The organism is Halorubrum sp. SS7, assembly GCF_005435055.1.
Taxonomy (GTDB): Archaea; Halobacteriota; Halobacteria; order Halobacteriales; family Haloferacaceae; genus Halorubrum; species Halorubrum salinarum.
Map to the genome: position 1 here is coordinate 387,789 of NZ_SGXV01000001.1, position 18,133 is coordinate 405,921.

General features: G+C 70.7%; 15 protein-coding genes. 7 read left to right on the forward strand and 8 right to left on the reverse strand.

The genetic code is table 11. The features are described from left to right. Positions 1–120 precede the first annotated feature (120 nt). Genes EXE44_RS02005 through EXE44_RS02015 form a run of 3 tightly spaced genes read left to right on the forward strand, consistent with a single transcriptional unit; the run spans position 121 to position 4,068 of the window. The gene (locus EXE44_RS02005) at positions 121–1,743 is read left to right on the forward strand and encodes an ABC transporter ATP-binding protein (RefSeq protein WP_137715740.1); all 1,623 of its coding nucleotides are present in this window, start codon (positions 121–123) and stop codon (positions 1,741–1,743) included. Next, a complete protein-coding gene (locus EXE44_RS02010; protein ID WP_121599348.1) occupies positions 1,740–2,984 on the forward strand; it encodes an ABC transporter permease in 1,245 nt (414 codons plus the stop codon). The genes EXE44_RS02005 and EXE44_RS02010 overlap by 4 nt, the downstream gene beginning before the upstream one ends. After that, positions 2,977–4,068, forward strand: coding sequence for an ABC transporter permease (locus EXE44_RS02015; protein WP_137715741.1), 1,092 nt, complete (start codon positions 2,977–2,979; stop codon positions 4,066–4,068). Before EXE44_RS02010 ends, EXE44_RS02015 begins: the two co-directional genes overlap by 8 nt. Positions 4,069–4,104: 36 nt before the next feature. On the opposite strand, the gene fer is transcribed toward EXE44_RS02015, so the two are convergent. Further along, on the reverse strand, positions 4,105–4,905 hold the full coding sequence (gene fer / locus EXE44_RS21880) for a ferredoxin Fer (protein ID WP_137715742.1): 801 nt from the start codon (positions 4,903–4,905) through the stop codon (positions 4,105–4,107). A gap of 157 nt (positions 4,906–5,062) precedes the next feature. On the opposite strand from fer, the gene EXE44_RS02025 reads away from it, so the two are divergent. Beyond that, positions 5,063–6,433 carry a geranylgeranyl reductase family protein gene (locus EXE44_RS02025; protein WP_137715743.1) on the forward strand — a complete coding sequence of 457 codons (1,371 nt, stop codon included), beginning with the start codon at positions 5,063–5,065 and terminating at the stop codon, positions 6,431–6,433. 4 nt (positions 6,434–6,437) lie between these two features. Then, a complete protein-coding gene (locus tag EXE44_RS02030) occupies positions 6,438–6,902 on the forward strand; it encodes a Rieske 2Fe-2S domain-containing protein (RefSeq protein ID WP_137715744.1) in 465 nt (154 codons plus the stop codon). 191 nt (positions 6,903–7,093) lie between these two features. On the opposite strand, the gene EXE44_RS02035 is transcribed toward EXE44_RS02030, so the two are convergent. From EXE44_RS02035 to EXE44_RS02050, 4 genes are all read right to left on the reverse strand, one after another. Beyond that, entirely contained in the window at positions 7,094–7,984 is an 891-nt protein-coding gene (locus EXE44_RS02035) for a hypothetical protein (RefSeq protein WP_137715745.1), read from the reverse strand. Positions 7,985–8,458: 474 nt separating this feature from the next. Continuing rightward, positions 8,459–9,739, reverse strand: a complete 1,281-nt coding sequence (locus tag EXE44_RS02040) for an amidohydrolase (protein ID WP_137715746.1) — start codon at positions 9,737–9,739, stop codon at positions 8,459–8,461. Positions 9,740–9,822: 83 nt separating this feature from the next. Next, positions 9,823–10,320, reverse strand: a complete 498-nt coding sequence (locus EXE44_RS02045) for a pyridoxamine 5'-phosphate oxidase family protein (protein ID WP_137715747.1) — start codon at positions 10,318–10,320, stop codon at positions 9,823–9,825. A gap of 69 nt (positions 10,321–10,389) precedes the next feature. Next, on the reverse strand, positions 10,390–11,565 hold the full coding sequence (locus tag EXE44_RS02050; RefSeq protein ID WP_137715748.1) for a sensor histidine kinase KdpD: 1,176 nt from the start codon (positions 11,563–11,565) through the stop codon (positions 10,390–10,392). Positions 11,566–11,777: 212 nt separating this feature from the next. Between EXE44_RS02050 and arcS the strand changes: the two genes are divergently transcribed. Then, positions 11,778–13,580: an archaeosine synthase subunit alpha gene (arcS, locus tag EXE44_RS02055; protein ID WP_137715749.1), complete on the forward strand. Its 1,803-nt coding sequence runs from the start codon at positions 11,778–11,780 to the stop codon at positions 13,578–13,580. Between the two features lie 108 nt (positions 13,581–13,688). Here the strand turns inward: arcS and EXE44_RS02060 are convergent, their stop codons facing one another. Beyond that, positions 13,689–15,299: a SufS family cysteine desulfurase gene (locus EXE44_RS02060; RefSeq protein WP_137715750.1), complete on the reverse strand. Its 1,611-nt coding sequence runs from the start codon at positions 15,297–15,299 to the stop codon at positions 13,689–13,691. A 40-nt stretch (positions 15,300–15,339) separates the two neighbouring features. Here EXE44_RS02060 and EXE44_RS02065 point away from each other — a divergent pair, with 40 nt between their 5' ends. After that, the gene (locus EXE44_RS02065; protein ID WP_137715751.1) at positions 15,340–15,981 is read left to right on the forward strand and encodes a type 1 glutamine amidotransferase; all 642 of its coding nucleotides are present in this window, start codon (positions 15,340–15,342) and stop codon (positions 15,979–15,981) included. Positions 15,982–16,062: 81 nt separating this feature from the next. On the opposite strand, the gene EXE44_RS02070 is transcribed toward EXE44_RS02065, so the two are convergent. Together EXE44_RS02070 and EXE44_RS02075 are read right to left on the reverse strand one after the other, a co-directional pair. Then, on the reverse strand, positions 16,063–17,598 hold the full coding sequence (locus EXE44_RS02070; protein WP_137715752.1) for an MATE family efflux transporter: 1,536 nt from the start codon (positions 17,596–17,598) through the stop codon (positions 16,063–16,065). Between the two features lie 87 nt (positions 17,599–17,685). Then, positions 17,686–18,126, reverse strand: a complete 441-nt coding sequence (locus tag EXE44_RS02075; protein WP_137715753.1) for an EamA family transporter — start codon at positions 18,124–18,126, stop codon at positions 17,686–17,688. Positions 18,127–18,133 lie beyond the last annotated feature (7 nt).

The following is an 18,133-nucleotide window of genomic DNA, read 5'->3' on the forward strand; positions in this document are numbered from 1 at the left end:
GGCGTCGCCCGCGCGCCGCCGCACCGGATGTTGTCGGCGCCCCGACCGATCGGCGCGCCGCGGGCACCGAATCATATCCAAACATATTCAATCACGGTTGAACCAGAGGGTAGTAGACCAATGGCCACAGCCGTCCACCTCGACGGGATAACCAAGCGGTTCCCCGGCGTCGTCGCGAACGACGACGTCGACCTCGAGGTCGAACGCGGCACCGTCCACGCCCTTCTCGGTGAGAACGGGGCCGGGAAGACGACGCTGATGAACGTCCTTTACGGCCTCTACGAGCCGACGTCGGGAACGGTTCGGCTCGACGGCGAACCGCAGGCGTTCGGCTCGCCGCGGGACGCGATCGACGCCGGGATCGGAATGATCCATCAGCACTTCATGCTCGTCGACCCGATGACCGTCACCGAGAACATCACGCTCGGGAGCGAGCCGCGGAAGTGGGGCGGACTCGCCGTCGACCGAGAGGCGGCCCGAGAGGCCGTGGCCGACCTCGCCGACCGGTACGGCTTCGACGTGGACCCGGACGCGCGGATCGAAGACGTCTCGGTCGGGGAGCAACAGCGCGTCGAGATCCTGAAGGCGCTGTACCGGGGCGCCGAGACGCTAATACTCGACGAGCCCACCGCCGTGCTGACGCCGCAGGAGGTCGACGAGCTGTTCGAGGTGTTAGAGGAGCTCACGGCGCAGGGCAAGACGATCATCTTCATCACCCACAAGCTCGGCGAGGCGATGCGCGCCGCCGACGAGATCTCGGTCCTCCGGGACGGCCGGAAGGTCGGGACCGTCGCCGCGGACGCGACCAGCCAAGAGGAGCTCGCGGAGCTGATGGTCGGCCGCGAGGTGCTCATGGACGTCGACCGCGGCGCCGCGGAGACCGGGGACGTCGTCGCGTCGGTCTCGGACGTGGTCGTCGAGGACGACCGCGGGGTCAGAGCGGTCGACGGCGTCTCCTTCGACGTTCGCGGCGGCGAGGTGTTCGGCATCGCGGGCGTGGACGGCAACGGACAGACGGAGCTGGTCGAAGCGGTGACCGGGCTCCAGTCGGTCGACGCGGGCGAGATCCGCTTCCTGGGCGAGGACGTGACGACCGTCTCGCGGCGCGACCGGATCGACGCCGGGATGGCGTACGTCCCCGAGGACCGGCAGGAGCGCGGGCTGGTGATGGAGTTCGACCTCGTCGAGAACGGGCTGTTGGGGAGCCAGCACGACCCCGACTTCGCCGCCAACGGCCGGGTCGACTGGCAGACGACGCGCGACCACGCGGAGGCGATCATCGACGAGTACGACGTCCGCCCGCCGGACGCCGACGCGGACGCGGAGTCGCTCTCGGGCGGCAACCAGCAGAAGTTCATCGTCGGCCGTGAGTTCGAGCGCGACCCGGAGCTGGTGGTCGCCTCGCACCCGACGCGCGGCGTCGACATCGGCTCGATCGAGTTCATCCACGAGCGGCTGCTGGAGCTCCGTCGACAGGGCGTGGCGGTCCTCCTCGTCTCCTCGAAGCTGGAGGAGGTCCAGGGGCTCTCCGACCGGCTGGCGGTCATCTACGAGGGGGAGTTCATCGACGTGGTCGACCCCGACGAGACGACGGAAGAGGAGCTCGGGCTCCTGATGGCCGGGGAGCGACCGGGCGAGCGCGCCGACGGCGACCCGGACCCCTCGTCGCCGCCCGACGGGGCGGACGCGGCGGACGACGAGGCGGCGGCCGACGCGGTCGATCCGGCAGGTGACCGGGCGTGAGCGTCGCCGACCGCGCCCGCGACGTGCTTTCGCGGCTCGCCACGGCGTCCGGGACCGAACGGATCCTGATCAGCACCGCCGCGCTCGTGCTCTCCGTGCTCATCGGCGCGGTGCTGGTGCTCGTCGCCGGACGCATGACGACGTGTACCGCCGGTGAGGCGGTGTACTACTTCGGGACCGGGTTCTGTTACGACCCGATAGCGGTGTTCGACCGCCTCTTCCTCGGCGCGCTGGGCGACCCCTTCAGCGGCGGGTGGTCGCCGAACGGACAGTTCGCGGTCACGCTCCGCGAGACGACGCTCCTGATCTTCACCGGCCTCTCGGTCGCCTTGGCGTTCCGCGCCGGGATCTTCAACATCGGGACGCAGGGCCAGCTCGTCGTCGGGGCGCTGGCGACCGCGCTCGGCGTCCTCTGGGCGTCGTCGCTCGTGTCTGGCGTCGTCGGGACCGTCGTGTTGATCCCGTTCGGCCTGCTGGTGGGAGCGGTGTTCGGCGGGCTCTACGGCGCGATCCCCGGCCTGTTGAAGGCGTACGCCGACGCCAACGAGGTGATCACGACGATCATGCTCAACTTCATCGCGACCGGCGTCGCGCTGTACCTGGTCAGCGGCGTGTTCAAAGACCCCGAGAGCGCCGCCAACCAGACGGTCCCCCTCCCCGAGTTCGCGCAGTTCCCGGCGGTGCTGTTCGGCGCGCGACAGGACTTCTCGCTGGTCGCGCTCGCGTTCGGGCTCCTCGCGCTCGGCGCGCTTTACTACCTCCTCGAACACACGGCGTTCGGGTACGACGTCCGGACGAGCGGCGTCCAGCCCGAGGCGGCCGAGTACGGCGGGGTCGACGCCGAGCGCACCGTCGTCGCGAGCCTCACGCTCTCGGGCGCGCTCGGCGGGATCGCCGGCGCGATGTACGTGATGATGGTGCTCGGCACGTTCCAGACCGGGATCCCCTCGTACGGCTTCGACGGGATCACCGTCTCGATCCTCGCGGGCAACAACCCGCTCGGCGTCGGGATCGCCGCGCTGCTGTTCGGCGTGCTGAAGAGCGGGACGACGGTCGTCCAGTTCGCGACGGACGTGCCGCCGCAGCTGGTCGGCGTCCTCCGGGGACTCATCATCCTGTTCGTGGCGATGCCGGAGTTCTTCCGGCTGCTCGCCCGGGGGCTCCCGGGGATCGGTCGGGGGCCGGAGTCGGCCGCGACCGACGGCGGCGTGCCGGTCGACGGGGGTGAGACCGATGAGTGACGCGCCCGCGGACGGGTCGACGAGCGGTCCGGTCGCCGATTCGGGATCGATCCTGGAGCGGTACTCAACCCGCGCGCTCGTCGCCGGCGTCACGGTCGTCGGGATCGTCGCGCTGCTGCTCGCCGGGCTGGCCTTCCCGGACTCGATCGCCGGGACGCTCGCCGACGCGCTCACGAGCCGGTTCACGCTCGCGTCCGCGCTGCGGCTGTCGGTCCCCATCGCGTTCGCGGCCCTCGGCGGGATCTTCGCCGAGAAGTCCGGCGTGATCAACATCGGACTGGAGGGGCTGTTGATCATCTCGGCGTTCAGCGCCATCTACGTCGCCGACATCACCGGCGGGGTTTGGGTCGGCTACGCGGGCGGCGTCGTCGCGAGCACGCTGCTTGCGGCGCTGTTCGCCGTCGTGACGATCGGCTTCCGGGCCGACCAGATCATCGCCGGGCTCGCGGTGTGGCTCATCGCGCTCGGGCTCGCCCCGTTCGCGTCCCAGGTGTTCTACGGGAGCCCGAACTCCCCGACCGTCGCGACGACGGGGTCGATCTCGGTGCCGGTCCTGGCCGACATCCCGTTCTTCGGCGCGCTGTTCTCGGCGTCGCCGTCGGTGTACATGCTGTTCGTCGCCGTCGCCGGGTCCTGGTACGTGTTCGAGCGGACGGCGTTCGGCCGGTGGATCCGCGCCAGCGGGGAGAACCCGAAGGCGCTCGACACCGCCGGCGTGAGCGTCACGCGCGTCCGCTACGCGGCGGTGCTGATCTCGGGGGTGCTCGCCGGGATGGGCGGCGCGGCGCTGTCGCTCGACCTCGGCCAGTTCACCGGGAACGGCCCGACGATGGTCAACGGGAAGGGGTTCATCGCCATCGTCGCGTACCTGTTCGGCAACTACAACCCGGTCGGGACGTTCTTCTCGACGATGCTGTTCGCCGGGCTGGACGCGCTCCAGACCGTCCTCCAGACCCAGGGGATCGGCGTCCCCCGCCAGCTCATCCGGATCACGCCGTTCGTGGTCGTCATCCTCGTGCTCGCCTTGGTCGGCCGGACGCGGCTCCCGGAGGCGGCGGGCGAACACTACGAGACCGAGGAGTAATCGGCGGCGCTCGGGACGCCGCCGCTCCGCCGGCCGTCAGTCCGACGCCCCCGCCTCGTCGGCCGGCGACGGCAGCCGCAGGTCGGCGAAGTCCGCCGCGTCGCCGACGCCGGTGACGACCTTGACCTCGTCGGTGATCGGGACGCCGACGCAGGAGAGGCGGGCGTTCGCCGCCCGGATCTGCTCGTCCGAGAGGATCGACTGTCCCGGCATCGCCACGTCGCCCTCGACGACGATCACGGCGCAGTTCGAGCAGGCGCCGCCGCGGCAGGCGTACGGCCACGACCGGCCGCCGCGCTCCGCCGCCTCCAGGATCGACTCCCCGGGCTCGACGAGGAAGCGCCCGTACTCCGGGAGGTCGAGGTCGGCCTCGGCGGCCTTCGCGAACAGGTCGTCGTCGTCGATCGACCACCCGCGCTCGTCGACGACGGCCCTGTCGAGGTGGTAGACAGTCGAGGGCGACCCGCTCCGGACCGGCTCGACCGACCCCTCGGCGTACCGGCGGACCACGTCCGCCGCCTCCGGGACCGGCTCGTCCCCGAGGTCGTCGAACCAGTCGCGGACCGTCGCGGGCGCGAGGTTCGACTCGTCGGCGACCGCGTCGAGGTCGACTCCTTCGAGGCGGGCCACCGTCGAGACGAAGCCCGGCGAGTCGAGGGCTTCGATCGTCTCCGCGACCCACTCCTCGGAGCGGTCGTACCACGATGCGAGCTCCGCCGTGCCGATCCCCCGGTCGTACGCGACGGCGACCATCAGCGCCGCGGTCGCCTCCGACGACCGGACCTCCGAGAGCCATGCCCGGAGGCGGTCGGCGTCGACCTGATCGAGGTGACCCATACCATGGACATCCGTCTGCGGCCCGTTAAACGGTGACCCTGAACAGTTAGGCTCCGCGCCGCCCGCCTCGCGCCGCGGTCGCCCGCGAAATCCGTCGCCTCCGACGCGACCGAAACGGGAGCAAAGAGTTTTGCCGGGGGCACGACACGGTCCGGTAATGGATATCGACGAGTACGACGTCGTCGTGGCGGGCGCCGGGACCGCCGGCTGCTACGCCGCCGCGACGATCGCGAACGAGGGGCTCGACGTCGTCATCGTCGAGCGGAAGGACGCTGAGGAGGCCGGCCACATCGCCTGCGGCGACGCCCTGAAGGGCGCGGACGCCTTCCCCGAGGCGATCCCGAAAGAGCGGCTCGAACCCGCGTTCACGAACACCGGCGTCGACCACGGTCGGTTCGAGATCCCCCAGGAGGACACGGTCCTGGAGATCCCGGTCCCCGGCGAGCTCGCCGTCATCGACCGCTGGGAGTACGGCCGTCAGATCATCGCCGGCGCGGAGGACGCGGGCGTCGACTTCCACTACGACACCGTCATCAACGACGTGCTCCAGGACGAGACCGGCCGCGTCACGGGCATTCACGCGGTGCGGAAGGGGGAGCCGAAGACGTACACGGCGGACGTGGTGATCGACGGCGCCGGGTCGCTCTCGCTGCTCCAGGACAAGGCCGACTTCGAGGGGACGACCTTCGACACGAACGTCCGGTACTCGCAGTTCTGCTCGGCGTACCGCGAGATCGTCGACGTACCGGAGCCGGTCGAGTGGGACGACGCCCTCGTGTTCAAGGCGACCGACCGCGCGGCGGGCTACCTCTGGTACTTCCCGCGGACGGCGACGGAGATCAACGCCGGCCTCGGCTTCCAGATGACCGAGGAACCGATGCAGCTCGTCGAGTCGCTGAAGAAGGACCTGCGGGACCGCCCCGAGTTCGAGGGCGCGGAGGTGCGCGACAAGCTCGGCGCCGCGCTGCCGACCCGCCGACCGTACGACTCGGCGGTCGCGCCCGGCTACATGGCGGTCGGCGACGCCGCGGGCCACGTGAACCCGACGACCGGCGGCGGCATCGCCGGCGCGGCGTACGCGGGCAAGTACGCCGGCGAGCAGGCGGTGAAGGCCATCTCCGACGGCGACGTGAGCGAGGAGAACCTCTGGCGGTACAACACCCGCGTGATGGACCACTTCGGCGGGCGCTACGCCGGCCTCGACGTGTACAACGTGCTCTCGACCGCGGTCGACGTGGACGACCTAATGGGCCTCCTCGCGTCGCTGCCGGGCGAGAAGCTCGCGGAGGCGCTGTACGAGGGGTCGACCTCGATGTCCTTCGGGCTGAAGGTGAAGGCCGCGATCAAGTCGTTCGGCTACTGGGGGACGATCCGGAACTTCTACCAGACGAAGTCGCTGGCCGACGAGCTGATCGCGCACTACGACGAGTACCCGACGAGCCCGGCCGCGATGGCCAACTGGACCCGCGAGCGCGACGCCATCATGGACCGCGTGTACGAGACGACCGGCGCCGACGCGAAGTACTGACCCCGTGAGCGGCTACCGACTGACCACCGTCGAGACCGTTCGCGAGCGGGGGTCGTGGGCGTTCACGGCCCGCGAGGGCGACGCGGACCGCGAGGTGTTCCTCGTGCCCTGTGCCGACGAGCCGGACGACGGGGTAGACGAGGCGGACGCCGGCGGCGACGGACAGCCCGTCCGCGCGTGGATCAATCGCTGTACCCACGAGGACCAGCGGCTTCACCGGGAGGAAGTGGGCGCCGTGACGCGCGGCGGCTCGGTCGTCTGCCCGAAGCACGGCTCGGCGTTCGACGCCTGCGAGGGCGACTGCGACAACGGCGAGGCCGCGGGGACGACGCTCCGGTCGATCGATGTCGAGGTCCGCGACGGCGCGGTGTTCCTCACCGACGACGACCTCACGTACCTCTACGAGGGGTTGCCGGACGACGACGGCGACGACGACGGCCCGTCGTCGAGCTCGCACCTCACGTTCTGAGGAGTAATGTCCGGAAGACGAATTCGCGGTCGGACGTCTCTACATTCTGTCTTCGTTGCGATCGTCGGAACTGAGACGTCCTACCTCGGTGCGGTCAGTACGAGCAAGCGACAGATCACTTAGTACGGAGTATACGCCATTCGATCTATATCTCCCGACCGTCTCCCCTCATCGAGCCGCGCTCGGAACAGCTACCCGATGAGCGTAACGCCGACCAATGTGAGTAAGAACAACCCCGTTACACCGGTTATCGGGGCCACCAGAGAAAGGATGCCGATCCGTCGCCCTATCCGTCGTAGGATGGCTCCCCATCCTGCCGTCGTTATCAGCGGCCGATTCGCGAAGCGGCCGGCCGGCGTGACCGTCGTTTCGCCCCCGGCCGTCACGACGGTAACCGGTCCGAAGAGCTGAACCGTCTCTCCGTCCGGTATCGTCGCTTCGGTAATTCGGAGATAGTGTTCAAAGATGCGTCCTCTGAACACGGCATCTCCGACGTCGATTTCAACGTCCGAAAGCGCGTTCGTTGTATGTGACGACACGTCGTCGTCAGCGGTCAGCTCCCTTCGGTCGCCTCCAACGACACGGATGTCATCTCCGACGGTCCGCGACGTGCCGGTAGCGGCGAGGGTGACGTTGGTGGTCGATTGATAGAGTCGGGTAGGAACCGCTTCGGTCTGCTCGAAGCCGGCCCCGCTCCGTGTACTCGGCCACGGAACTCCTGCGAATCGTTCGCGTATGTGACCCCCGCTGGTAACCGCCACCGCAGGAGCGTCGCCGAGAACGCCACGGACCGGCTCGTCTAACGCGGTGGCGTTGGCCTCGATGCGTAGCCAGTGGTCCCCGGAGGGAAGCGTCGCGACGTCGTCCCCGCCGCGGACGTCTGCGAGGAGGAACCGCGAGATCTGGTGGATCCGCTGTCCGAGCTCGATGAGCGAAAGGACGCTCCCAGTAAGGAACCCCAGTCCGACGAGAGCGACGGTCAGATCGACCACGAGTGAAAACTCGCCAAACGCCACGCCGACGGTCGAGACCGCGAGTAACACTGCGAACGTAGTAAGCGCCAGACCGGCGAGCCGCTGCATCGTCCTCGTCAAATGTCGGGAATGTCTTGTAGCTTCGGTCTCGATCCGTTGTCATCGCTCGGGGATCGAGCGGTTTCGGCGACCGATACGCAACTCTCGTCGACCGGTTGTTTCAGTCGAGAAACATATGAAAAGAAATACACATCAGCGTTCATAGCATCACCGGTCGCTTCGCGGTGACGCCCGCCGAAGGCCTAGCAGGCTCTCATAACTCGCCGCTAGGGGAGTTGGGTGAAGTGTTTCAATCCCTCGATCGGTCGTCGTCGCTTCGCTCGGCAACCGACTCCAGCGAGGAACCGAAGGTCCCTCTGGCAGTCGGGCGAAGCCCGACGACCTCGCGCCTGCCTCTCGCGTCTCCACATCATTTTACAACTCAATCGCGGGCCGGTTTCGGTAGAAATAAAAGACGGTCCAGACCGGTTCTGGTTCAGGGAACCTTACGCTTGAGGTCGGGATTCTCGTCGCTCGCTCCCGCTACGGCCGCGTTTCGGCGACCCGCCGGATCGCGCCGGCGATCACGTCGATACCGATCCCGATGTCCGCCTCGACCACGTCGAAGTCGCTCGTGTGGTGGCCGCCGGGGTGGTCGGTGCCGACGCCGAGGTAGCAGGCGAGCCCGCCCTGCTCTTGGACGCGGTTCATCAGGTACGTGGCGTCCTCGGAGCCGCCGAGGTCGTCGCTGTCGACGATGCTCGTGACGCCCGCCACGTCGCCCGCGGACTCGCGGACGAGGCCGGCGAGCGCGTCGTCGCTCGTGGCGCTGGGCGCCTCGCCGAGCGTCGACACCTCGACCTCGCAGTCGTGCATCTCCGCCGCCGAGTCGAGGATCCGGTCGGCGTGGTCGGACATGTACTCGGCGAGCTCCGTCGTCTGCCCGCGCAGTTCGCCCTCGATGTGCGACTCCTCGGGGATGATGTTCGTCGCGGTGCCGCCGCCGACGAGCCCGGCGTTCACCCGCGTGGGGCCGTCGGCGTGCCGCGGGATGGCGTAGAGGTTCTGTATCGCGGCCGCCATCGCCTGGACCGAGTTCCGGCCCTGCTCGGGGCGCGCGCCGGCGTGGGCCGGCTCGCCGGAGAACTCCGCGAGGAAGTGCCGCACCGCGAGGAACCCCTCGACGCCGCAGACGACCTCGCCGGACGGGTGGTCGAGGCCGACGTGGACCGCGTAGAGGTAGTCCACGTCGTCGAGGTGGCCCGACTCGGCCATCGGCTTGCCGCCGGCGACCTGCTCTTCGCCCGGCTGGAAGAACACCTTCAGCGTGCCCGAGAAGTCGGAGTCGAGGACCGCGTCGAGCGCGCCGAGCCCCATCGTCGCGTGGGCGTCGTGGCCGCAGGCGTGCATGAACCCCTCGTGCTCGGAGCGGAACCCCTCGCCGGCCGGGACGTGGTCGCCGGACTCCGACTCCGTGATCGGGAGCCCGTCGATGTCGACGCGGAGGCCGACCACGGGGCCGTCGCCGCGCTCGGCGACCGCGACGCAGCCGGTGTAGCCTCCGGAGAGCTGGTCGAGGATCTCCGGGTCGGCGCCCGCCTCGCGGGCCTGGTCCTCCCACTCGGCCAACGTCTCGTCGTCCGGGACGTTCAGGCGCTCGTCGCCCGCCAGCGCGTCGGGGCCGACGTGGAGCGCCGTCAGGTCTCGCTCGCGGAGTTCCTCGACGATGCGGGCGGTGGTGTAGAACTCGCGCCACGCGGGCTCCGGGTGGCGGTGGAGGTCGCGGCGGAACGCGCGGTACTCGTCGCTGTCGAGAGCGCTCATACCGTCGGGTGGCCCGGCGACCGCTTAAACGATCGCCTCGCGGAGAGCGACGCGGGCCGCGCCGTCGACCGCCCGCGGTCGCCTCACTCCCCGCCGGTCTCCATGCGCTCCGAGTAGTCCCAGGCGTGGAGCCGCTCGGGCTCGATCCGGATCTCGACCTCGTCGCGCTCGGGCCGCAGGAGCCGCTCGGCGGTCGGGTTGTCGGTCCCGCCGAGGTACTTCGTCAGGAGCGACCGGAGGAGCCGCTTGTCCTCGTCGGGGACGACCGTCGCGCGACCGCGGCCGCGGACCCCCTTGTACGGCGGGTCGTTCGTCGACACGTCGAAGGAGACGTGGTCGTCGTGCTCGACGAACTCGACGAGGTCGGCGCTCGCGCTCGTCGCGCAGCGGATCGCCCCGGCTGTGCCCCCGTGACCGCCGTCTCCGTCGGGCTCGCCCCCCGCGTCCGGGTCCCACGCGAACCACAGCGAGACGATCCACGGGCGGTCGCTCGGCGTGCGGCAGCCGAGCCGGACCGGGACGCGCGCGGCGGCGAGGTACTCGTCGACGCGGTCGCGGTCCCACGGGCCGGTCGGGTCCATACCGATCGGTCGGTCGCGGTCGGCCTAACAGTTCCGCCGCGCGCCGGCGGAGAGCGCGCTGGGAGACCGTCAGGCCGCCGGCACGCCGAGGGTGATCGTCGTCCCGGTCTCGTCGCCGCTCGGGCCGTCTCCGTCGGCGCGGGTCGTCTCGATGGAGAGCCAGCCGTCGAACGCGTCGGCGGTCGCGCGCACGATCCAGAGCCCCAGCCCGCTCGCGTGTTCCAACTGGGTCTCCGGGTCGCGGCCGGTGATCACGCGCCCCTCCGTCTCCCGGATCCCCGGTCCGTCGTCGCTGACGGCGATCTCGACGTCACCGTCGCGCTCCCGCGCGGACAGGGCGACCTCGCTCGCGCCGTGGTCCGGCGCGTTCGTCGCGAGCTCCTCGACCGCCGTCGCCAGCCGCTCGTCGGCCAGCGCGACGCAGGGGTCCACGTCGGTCTCGACCGTCTCCGCGCCGGCCTCGCGGGCCGCTTCGGCGGCGTCCGCGACGACGGCGTCGACGTCGACCGGCCCGCGCTCGTCGGGGCGACGCTCGAAGGCGGCCTGAAGCCGCTTCGCGTCCTCAGCGAGCCCGCCGATCACCGACGCGCTGCGCGCGATGGTCTCGGCCGACTCCCGCAGGTCGGGGTCGTCGACCCCCTCGGCGACGATGGAGGCGTGCCCGCCCAGCACCGTCGTCTCGTTGCGGAGGTTGTGTCTGATCACGCGGTTGAGAACCGAGAGCTTCCGCTGTTCCTTCGCCAGCTGCTGCGCCCGGACCCGCCGGGCGTCGTAGACCCCGATGATCACGTGGGCGACGGCGCCGATCGCGAGCACCTTCGCGACCGAGAACGTGGGCGCGACGAACGGCGAGCCGAGCGCCGCCTGATACCGGAGGATGCCGAGCATGATGCCGCCGAGCACCGCGATCCCGAACAGGTTCCAGACCGCGATCCGGACCGCGTTCCGCGTGGAGAAGGAGCTCCGGAACAGGAGCCCCCCGACCGCCACGAGCGCGACCGAGAGCACCGTCCCCAGCACGGAGAGCGCGACGCCGATCGGCGGCTCCCCGCCTGACGCGAGCGGCGTGACGTTCGGCACGAGGAGCGCGAACCCGGTGAGGGAGACGAACGCCGCCGCGGCGGCCCGCGTGACCCCCGCGTCCGGCCGCCCCGCGGCGTAGTCCGGATCGGCGACGCCGAGCGTCACCAGCAGCTCCCGCAGTCGATCCGCCCCCGCGTCCCGCGTGTCGAACCGTCGGCCCATCGAGCGACCGGACGGAACGCCGAGTGAAAACCGTTGGCCCCCGGCTATCACTGGCCGAAACCGACCGGTCGTCCCGCCGCGGTCGGTCGACCGTCGGCGGGCTCGCGACGCCACGCCCGCCGCGCCGCGGACGGGCCGCGCTCCGCTCCGGCGGCCGGGCCGCGGCGGCCGCGGAACACAAGAGAATTGACCGTCCCCGCGCGAGTGGTGGTATGACCGACTACTTCGAGGTCCACGAGCGCGACGGCGCCGCCCGCCTCGGGGAGGTCCGCCTCGCCGACCCCGTCACGACGCCGGCGCTCGCGGACCCGTTCCTCGACGACGCCGGGAGCCTCTGGGCCGGCGACCGCGAGGTGCCCGACGGCGACGAGAGCGCGCTGACGGTGCTGCCGCACCGGTCGTTCCCGGCCGGCACGCGCGACGAGGTCCGCGAGTCGTTCGCGGTCGACCATCCGGACGCCGACTTCCCCTCGGCCGCGGTCGTCGACAGCCGGAGCGCCCGCGACCTCGGCGCCGACGCGTACCTCCTCTCGGACGCCCAGGGGTTCGTCGGCCACGGCGAGGCGTTCCGCGACGCGGTCGTCCGCGCGAAGGCGGGCCTGCCGCCGGACGCCGCGCTCGGCCTCTCCGGCGTTGCGACGCCGCGAAACGTCGCGCTGCTCGCGTACGCCGGCGTCGACCTCGTCGACGCGACGCTCGCCCGGACGAAGGGGACCCAGGGGATGTACCTCACCGCGGACGCGGAGCACTTCCTCGAAGACCTCGACGAACTCCCGTGTGCCTGTCCGGCCTGCGCCGGACCGCGGAGCGAGTTCACGCGCGCCGACTGCGCCGACCACAACGTCAACGCGCTCCGCGCCGAGCTCCGCCGCGTCCGCGAGCGGATCCGGAGCGGTCGCCTCCGCGACTACGTCGAGGGACAGGCGCGCCACGAGGGGTGGCTCACGGCCGCGTTCCGCGAGTTCGACGACCAGTGGGGGTACCTCGAAGAGCGGACCCCGCTCATGCGCGACGCCGAGGTGACGGCGGCGTCGGCGGAGACGCTCGACCGCGTCGAGATCCGCCGGTTCGCGGACCGCGTCACGAGCCGCTACCGCAACCGCTTCACCGACCAGCCGCTCGTCTTGGTCCCCTGCTCGGCGACGAAGCCGTACAGCGACTCCCAGAGCCACCGCCAGTTCCACGACGCGATCCAGTGGCGCGGTCACACCGTCTCGATGACCTCGCCCATCGGCGTGGTGCCCCAGGAGCTGGAGACGACCTACCCCGCGCAACACTACGACTCGGTCGTCACCGGCGACTGGAGCGAAGACGAGATCGAGTTCGTCGCCGAGGTCCTCCGGCGGTACCTCGAACGCAACGACTACTCCCGCGTCGTCGCGCACGTCCCGGAGGACGGCTACCGCGAGATCTGCGAGCGCGTCGAGAATGATCCGGCGATCGACGTTCCCTTCGAGTACACCTGCGTCGACCACCCGACAACCGACGAGTCGCTCGGCGAGCTGAACGCCGCCCTCCAGGGCGAGCCCGCCTACAGCAAGCGGGAGCGCGAGCACAACACGGTCCGCGGCATCGCCGACTTCCTCCTCGGCGACGGCGCGGGCGACGACCTGTTCGGCGGGCCGGGCGAGGCCGACGTGCGCACCACCGGGCGCTACCCGAAGCTCCAGGTGTGGGGCGACGACCCCGACGCCGGCCGCGAGGGCGAGCCGGGCGAGCAGCTGGCGACGATGGTCCCGCAGTACGGCACCCTGTCTTTCACCCTCGCCGGCGCGCGCCGGTGGGTCGCGAGCGACGCGCCGACGAAGCGCGTCGAGATCGACTCCTTCGTCCCGCGCGGCTCCGTCCTCGCGCCGGGCGTCGTCGACGCCGACGGCGACGTGCGGGTGGGCGACGAGGTCGTGGTCGAGGGGCCGAAGGCGTTCGCCGTCGGCCGCGCGGCGATGTCCGGCCCGGAGATGGCGGGGTCGACGCGCGGCGTCGCGGTCGAGGTGCGACACGCCGAGGAGAAGTGACCGATCGCTGAGGAGGCCGTTCGATCCGGTAATCCGAGCGGGTCGCGCCCGTCCCGGAGCCGCGCGCCCGTCCCGTCCGAGGTCGACGCCGAGCGCCGCGGTGACGGCCTACGCCCCGTGTTCCGCGACGTACTCTCGGGCCGCCTCGCGGATGACCTCCTCGGGGCCCTCGACGCACTCGCTGCGGATGTCGGGGTACTGCCCGTCGAGCGCGCGGGCGACGTGCCCGTCGAGGTCGGCGACGGCCTCGACCGCCATACCCTCTAGATCCTCCGAGAGCAGGCTGGCGACGGCCCGGCTGACCGCGCAGCTCCGGCTCTCGAAGGCGATCTCCTCGACGCGCCCGTCGGCGATCGTCACGTGGAACTCGCCGTCGTCGCCGCAGGTCGTCTCCTCCGAGGACTTCACGAACGTCGGGTCGGTGAGCGCGCCCGAGTTACGGGGCTGGTGGTAGTGTTCGCTGACGAGATCGTGGTAACGGTCGGAGGCGAGGTACGCGTCCAGGTCATCGCGGGCCGAGTCGACGACCTCGAGGAGGCGGTCCACGTCCGCGCGGGTGTTGTAGACGTAGAATGACGCGCGGGCGGAGCCGGGGATGTCGAGCCGGTCGTGGAGCGGCTGCGTACAGTGGTCGCCGGCGCGGATGGCGATGCCGCGGTTGTTGAGGAGGCTGGAGAGGTCGTGCCCGTGGACGCCCTCGACGTTGAACGAGACGAGGCCGGTGCGCTCCTCGCCGACGCCGGGGCCGTACGCCCGGACGAACTCTCGGTCCGCGAGCTCCCGGAGCAGGTACTGCGCGAGGTCGTTCTCGTGCTCGCGGACGGCGTCCATGCCCAGCTCAGCGAGGTAGTCGACGGCCGCGCCGAGCGCGATGCCCTCCGCGATGGGCGGCGTGCCGGCCTCGAACTTCCAGGGCAACCCGTTCCACGTGGAGTCGGTGAGCGTCACGTTCCGGATCATCTCCCCGCCGAAGAGGAACGGGTCGAGGTCCTCCAGCAGCTCCCGCTTCCCGTAGAGCCCCCCGATCCCGGTCGGGCCGGCGAGCTTGTGTCCGCTGAACGCGAAGAAGTCGGCGTCCATCGCGCCCACGTCGACCGGACGCGTCGGCGCGGACTGGGCGCCGTCGACGACCGCGTACGCGCCGTGGTCGTGCGCGAGGGCGGCGAGGTCCGCGACGGGGTTGACCGTCCCGAGCACGTTCGAGACGTGGGGGACGCAGACGACCGCCGTGTCGTCGGTGACGATGTCGCGGGCCGCGTCCGCGTCGAGGTGGCCGTCGGGCGTGACCGGGACGTGGCGGACGGTCGCGCCCGTGCGCTTGGCGATCTGCTGCCAGGTGACGAGCGAGGCGTGGTGGTCCATCTCCGTCGCGACGATCTCGTCGCTCTCGTCGAGGTGCCGGCCGAGGCCGTACGCGACGAGGTTGATGCTCTCGGTCGTGTTCTTGGTGAAGACGATCTCCTCGCGGCCGTCGGCGCCGAGGAAGTCGGCGACGCGGTCGTGCGCCCGTTCGTAGGCGAGCGAGGCCTCGTGGCTCAGCTCGTGGATCCCGCGGTGGACGTTCGCGTTGTACCCCGCGTAGAACTCCTCGAAGACCTCGTACACCTGTCGGGGGGTGTGCGTGGTCGCGGCGTTGTCGAGGTAGGTGAGGGGATGGCCGTTCACGCGCCGGTCGAGGACGGGGAAGTCCGCACGTACCGCTTCGGCATCGAAACCCATGTCACTACCGAGAGATCAGTTCTTCTTAAATTGATCGCAGATGATACTGGTACTCAATAACGCGGTCGACGGGGGCTACATGGCCGACGAGATCGCGCACTTCCTGCCCGACGCCCGCGTGTACGACTACCCGCACGAGGACGGCGACCCGAGCCTCGACGGCGTGGACGGCGTCGTCGTCGGCGGGAGCGAGGTCGGCGTCTACGACGAGCCCGACCAGCCGTGGATCACGGCCCAGAAGCGGTTCGCGCGCCGACTCGTCGAGGAGGGGGTCCCGACGCTCGGCATCTGCTTCGGCCACCAGATCCTGAACGCCGCGCTCGGCGGCGAGGTCGTCGACAGCGGGACCTCTCGGCTCCGGCTCTGCGACGCCGACCTCGACGCCGACGAGCCGCTGTTCGACGGCGTCGAGCCGACCGTGCCGGTGCTCCACTCCGACGTGGTGACGGAGCTCGGCGACGGGATGGAGGTCATCGGCCGCGCGGACTACTACGAGTACTTCGCCACCCGCCACCGCGACCGACCCGTCTGGTCGGTCCAGTACCACCCCGAGTTCACCCCCCGGATCGTCGACGAGTACGACGGCTGGGAGGCGACCGAGCGCTCCTTCGAGGACGCCACCGCCACCCGAACGCTCGCCAACTTCGCGGCGCTCGCGGAGTCGTTCGGGGACGACTCGTAGCGGCCGCGGGCTCGCGGCGACTTCGGGCCCGCCCGCGGCGTGTCATCCGCTCCGCCGGCCGGGGCCCGACGCCGCCCGATCTCAGTCGTCCGCGGGCGCCTCGGGCCGGTACGCCTCGCTTATCTTCTTCCACTTGCCCGAGCGGAACCGCAGGTAGTTGATCGCGGCGGGGATCGTCGTCTCCGCCATGAACGCGAGGTAGAGTCCCCACAGGCCGATCGCGGGGAGCGCGACTTCCGGGATCGTGACGCCGACGAGCGGCAGGTCGATCGCCGGCGTCGCGCTGTGCGCGCCGACGTACGCGAGGGGGATCGAGACGCAGAACATCCCGAGGAACTGGCTCGCGAAGGGGATCTTCGTGTCGCCGGCGGCGTCGAGGGGGCCGGCCGCGCCGCCGGAGACCCCCTGGAAGATCACCGCCGCGCAGGCGGCGTAGACGAGGTTGACGGCGATCGGGATCTCGGGGCTGTCGGGCGACTCGGCGAACAGCGAGACGATGTCGGTCGCGAAGACGGCGATCAGCACCGCGGAGACGGCGTACGTCGCCACCGAGAAGCGGATGATGTCGCGGGCGTACGCCTCCGCCTCGTCGGGGCGCTCGACGCCGAGTTCCTGCCCGACCAGGCTGGAGGAGGCGAGGCCGAAGCCCCAGCCGGGGGTGTTCATGATCCCCCAGATGCGGCGGGCGATGACGAACGCGGCCACGGTGTTCTGCCCGAACACGTCGAGGATGGCGAGCATCGGGAACTCGGCGGCGGTCCACACGAGGTTGCGCGCGCCGACCGGGACCCCGATCTCGACGAGGTCGCGGAGCATGCCGGGGTTGACGTACGAGCCGGTCGCGTCGATGGCGACCGGGAACTCGCCGATCAGCGGGGCGCTCCCGCGGACGAGGCCGACGGTGAAGCCGGCGACCGCGAGGACGTTCGAGAGGACGGTTCCGACCGCGGCGCCCTCGACGCCCCAGCCGAAGCCGAAGATGAACAGCGCGCTGAGGACGATGTTCGCGAGCGCGCCGCCGGCCCGGACCTGCATCGCGGTGTAGGCGTCGTCGCAGCCGACCAGCACCCGGCTCCCGACGAGGTTGAGCGCGGCGAACGGGACGCCGAGCCCGACGACGCGGAGGTAGTCGGCGCCGTAGGCGATCGCCGCCTCGTTGCTGCTCAGGACGTCGATGAACGCCGGCGCGTACAGCCAGAACGCGCCGCTGACCGGGACCGTGATCGCGATCACGAGGAGGACGCTCGACCGGACCGCGTCGCCGAGTTCGACGAGCGCCTCGGCGCTGAACCGCTGGGAGACGAGGGCGATGGTACCGCCGGCGACGCCGCCGCCGAGCGCGAACGCGAGCCCCCAGTAGGGGCCGGCGAAGCCGACGCCGGCGACGGCGCTGGTGCCGACCGCGACGCCGACCATCGCCACGTCGACCGCGTTCTTCGACATCCGCGCGATCCCCGTGACGATCCGCGGCCACGCGAGGTCGGTGGTCCGGACCACGCGGTGGCGGTCGATCAGGCCGACCCGGGCGAGGGCGAAGCCGATGTACAAGATCAGCAGCCGGAACGGGTTCGGAACGCGGGAGATCAGCGACCGGAGGGAGCTCGGAAGGCGAGACACGACGGATGAGCCCGTTTCCCGCTGGCGGCTAAAGGGGTTTCGTCACGCGGCAGGCGGTTCCGGATCGACTCCCGTATCGGCCCGCGGTCAGGCGCCGGAGACCAGGTAGACGGCCGCGGCGGCGAAGGCGATGCCGAGCCCCTTCCGGGCCGTGAACGACTCGCCGAGGAACAGGAAGCCGATCACCGACGAGAAGACGAGGAACATCGCGAAGATGGGCGTCACGACGCTCACGGGCCCCAGCGAGAGCGAGCGGTAGAGGGCGAGGATGCCGATGCCGAGGAACACGCCCGCCGCGAGGACGTGCGCCAGCTTCGGCGACGCGAGGTGGGCCGTGAACCCCTGTCCGGTGTACGCGATCACGCCGATCGCCATGGCGACGAGCAGCGTGTTCGAGACGACGACGGCGACGTCGCTCGGGATCGCGTTCGGTCCGGTCGTGGCGACGCGCATCAGCGGCGAGACGAGGGCGTACGCGCCCATCGCGAGCAGCGCGTACGGGAGATAGGTCGTGGCCGTAGCGTCCATATCCCGC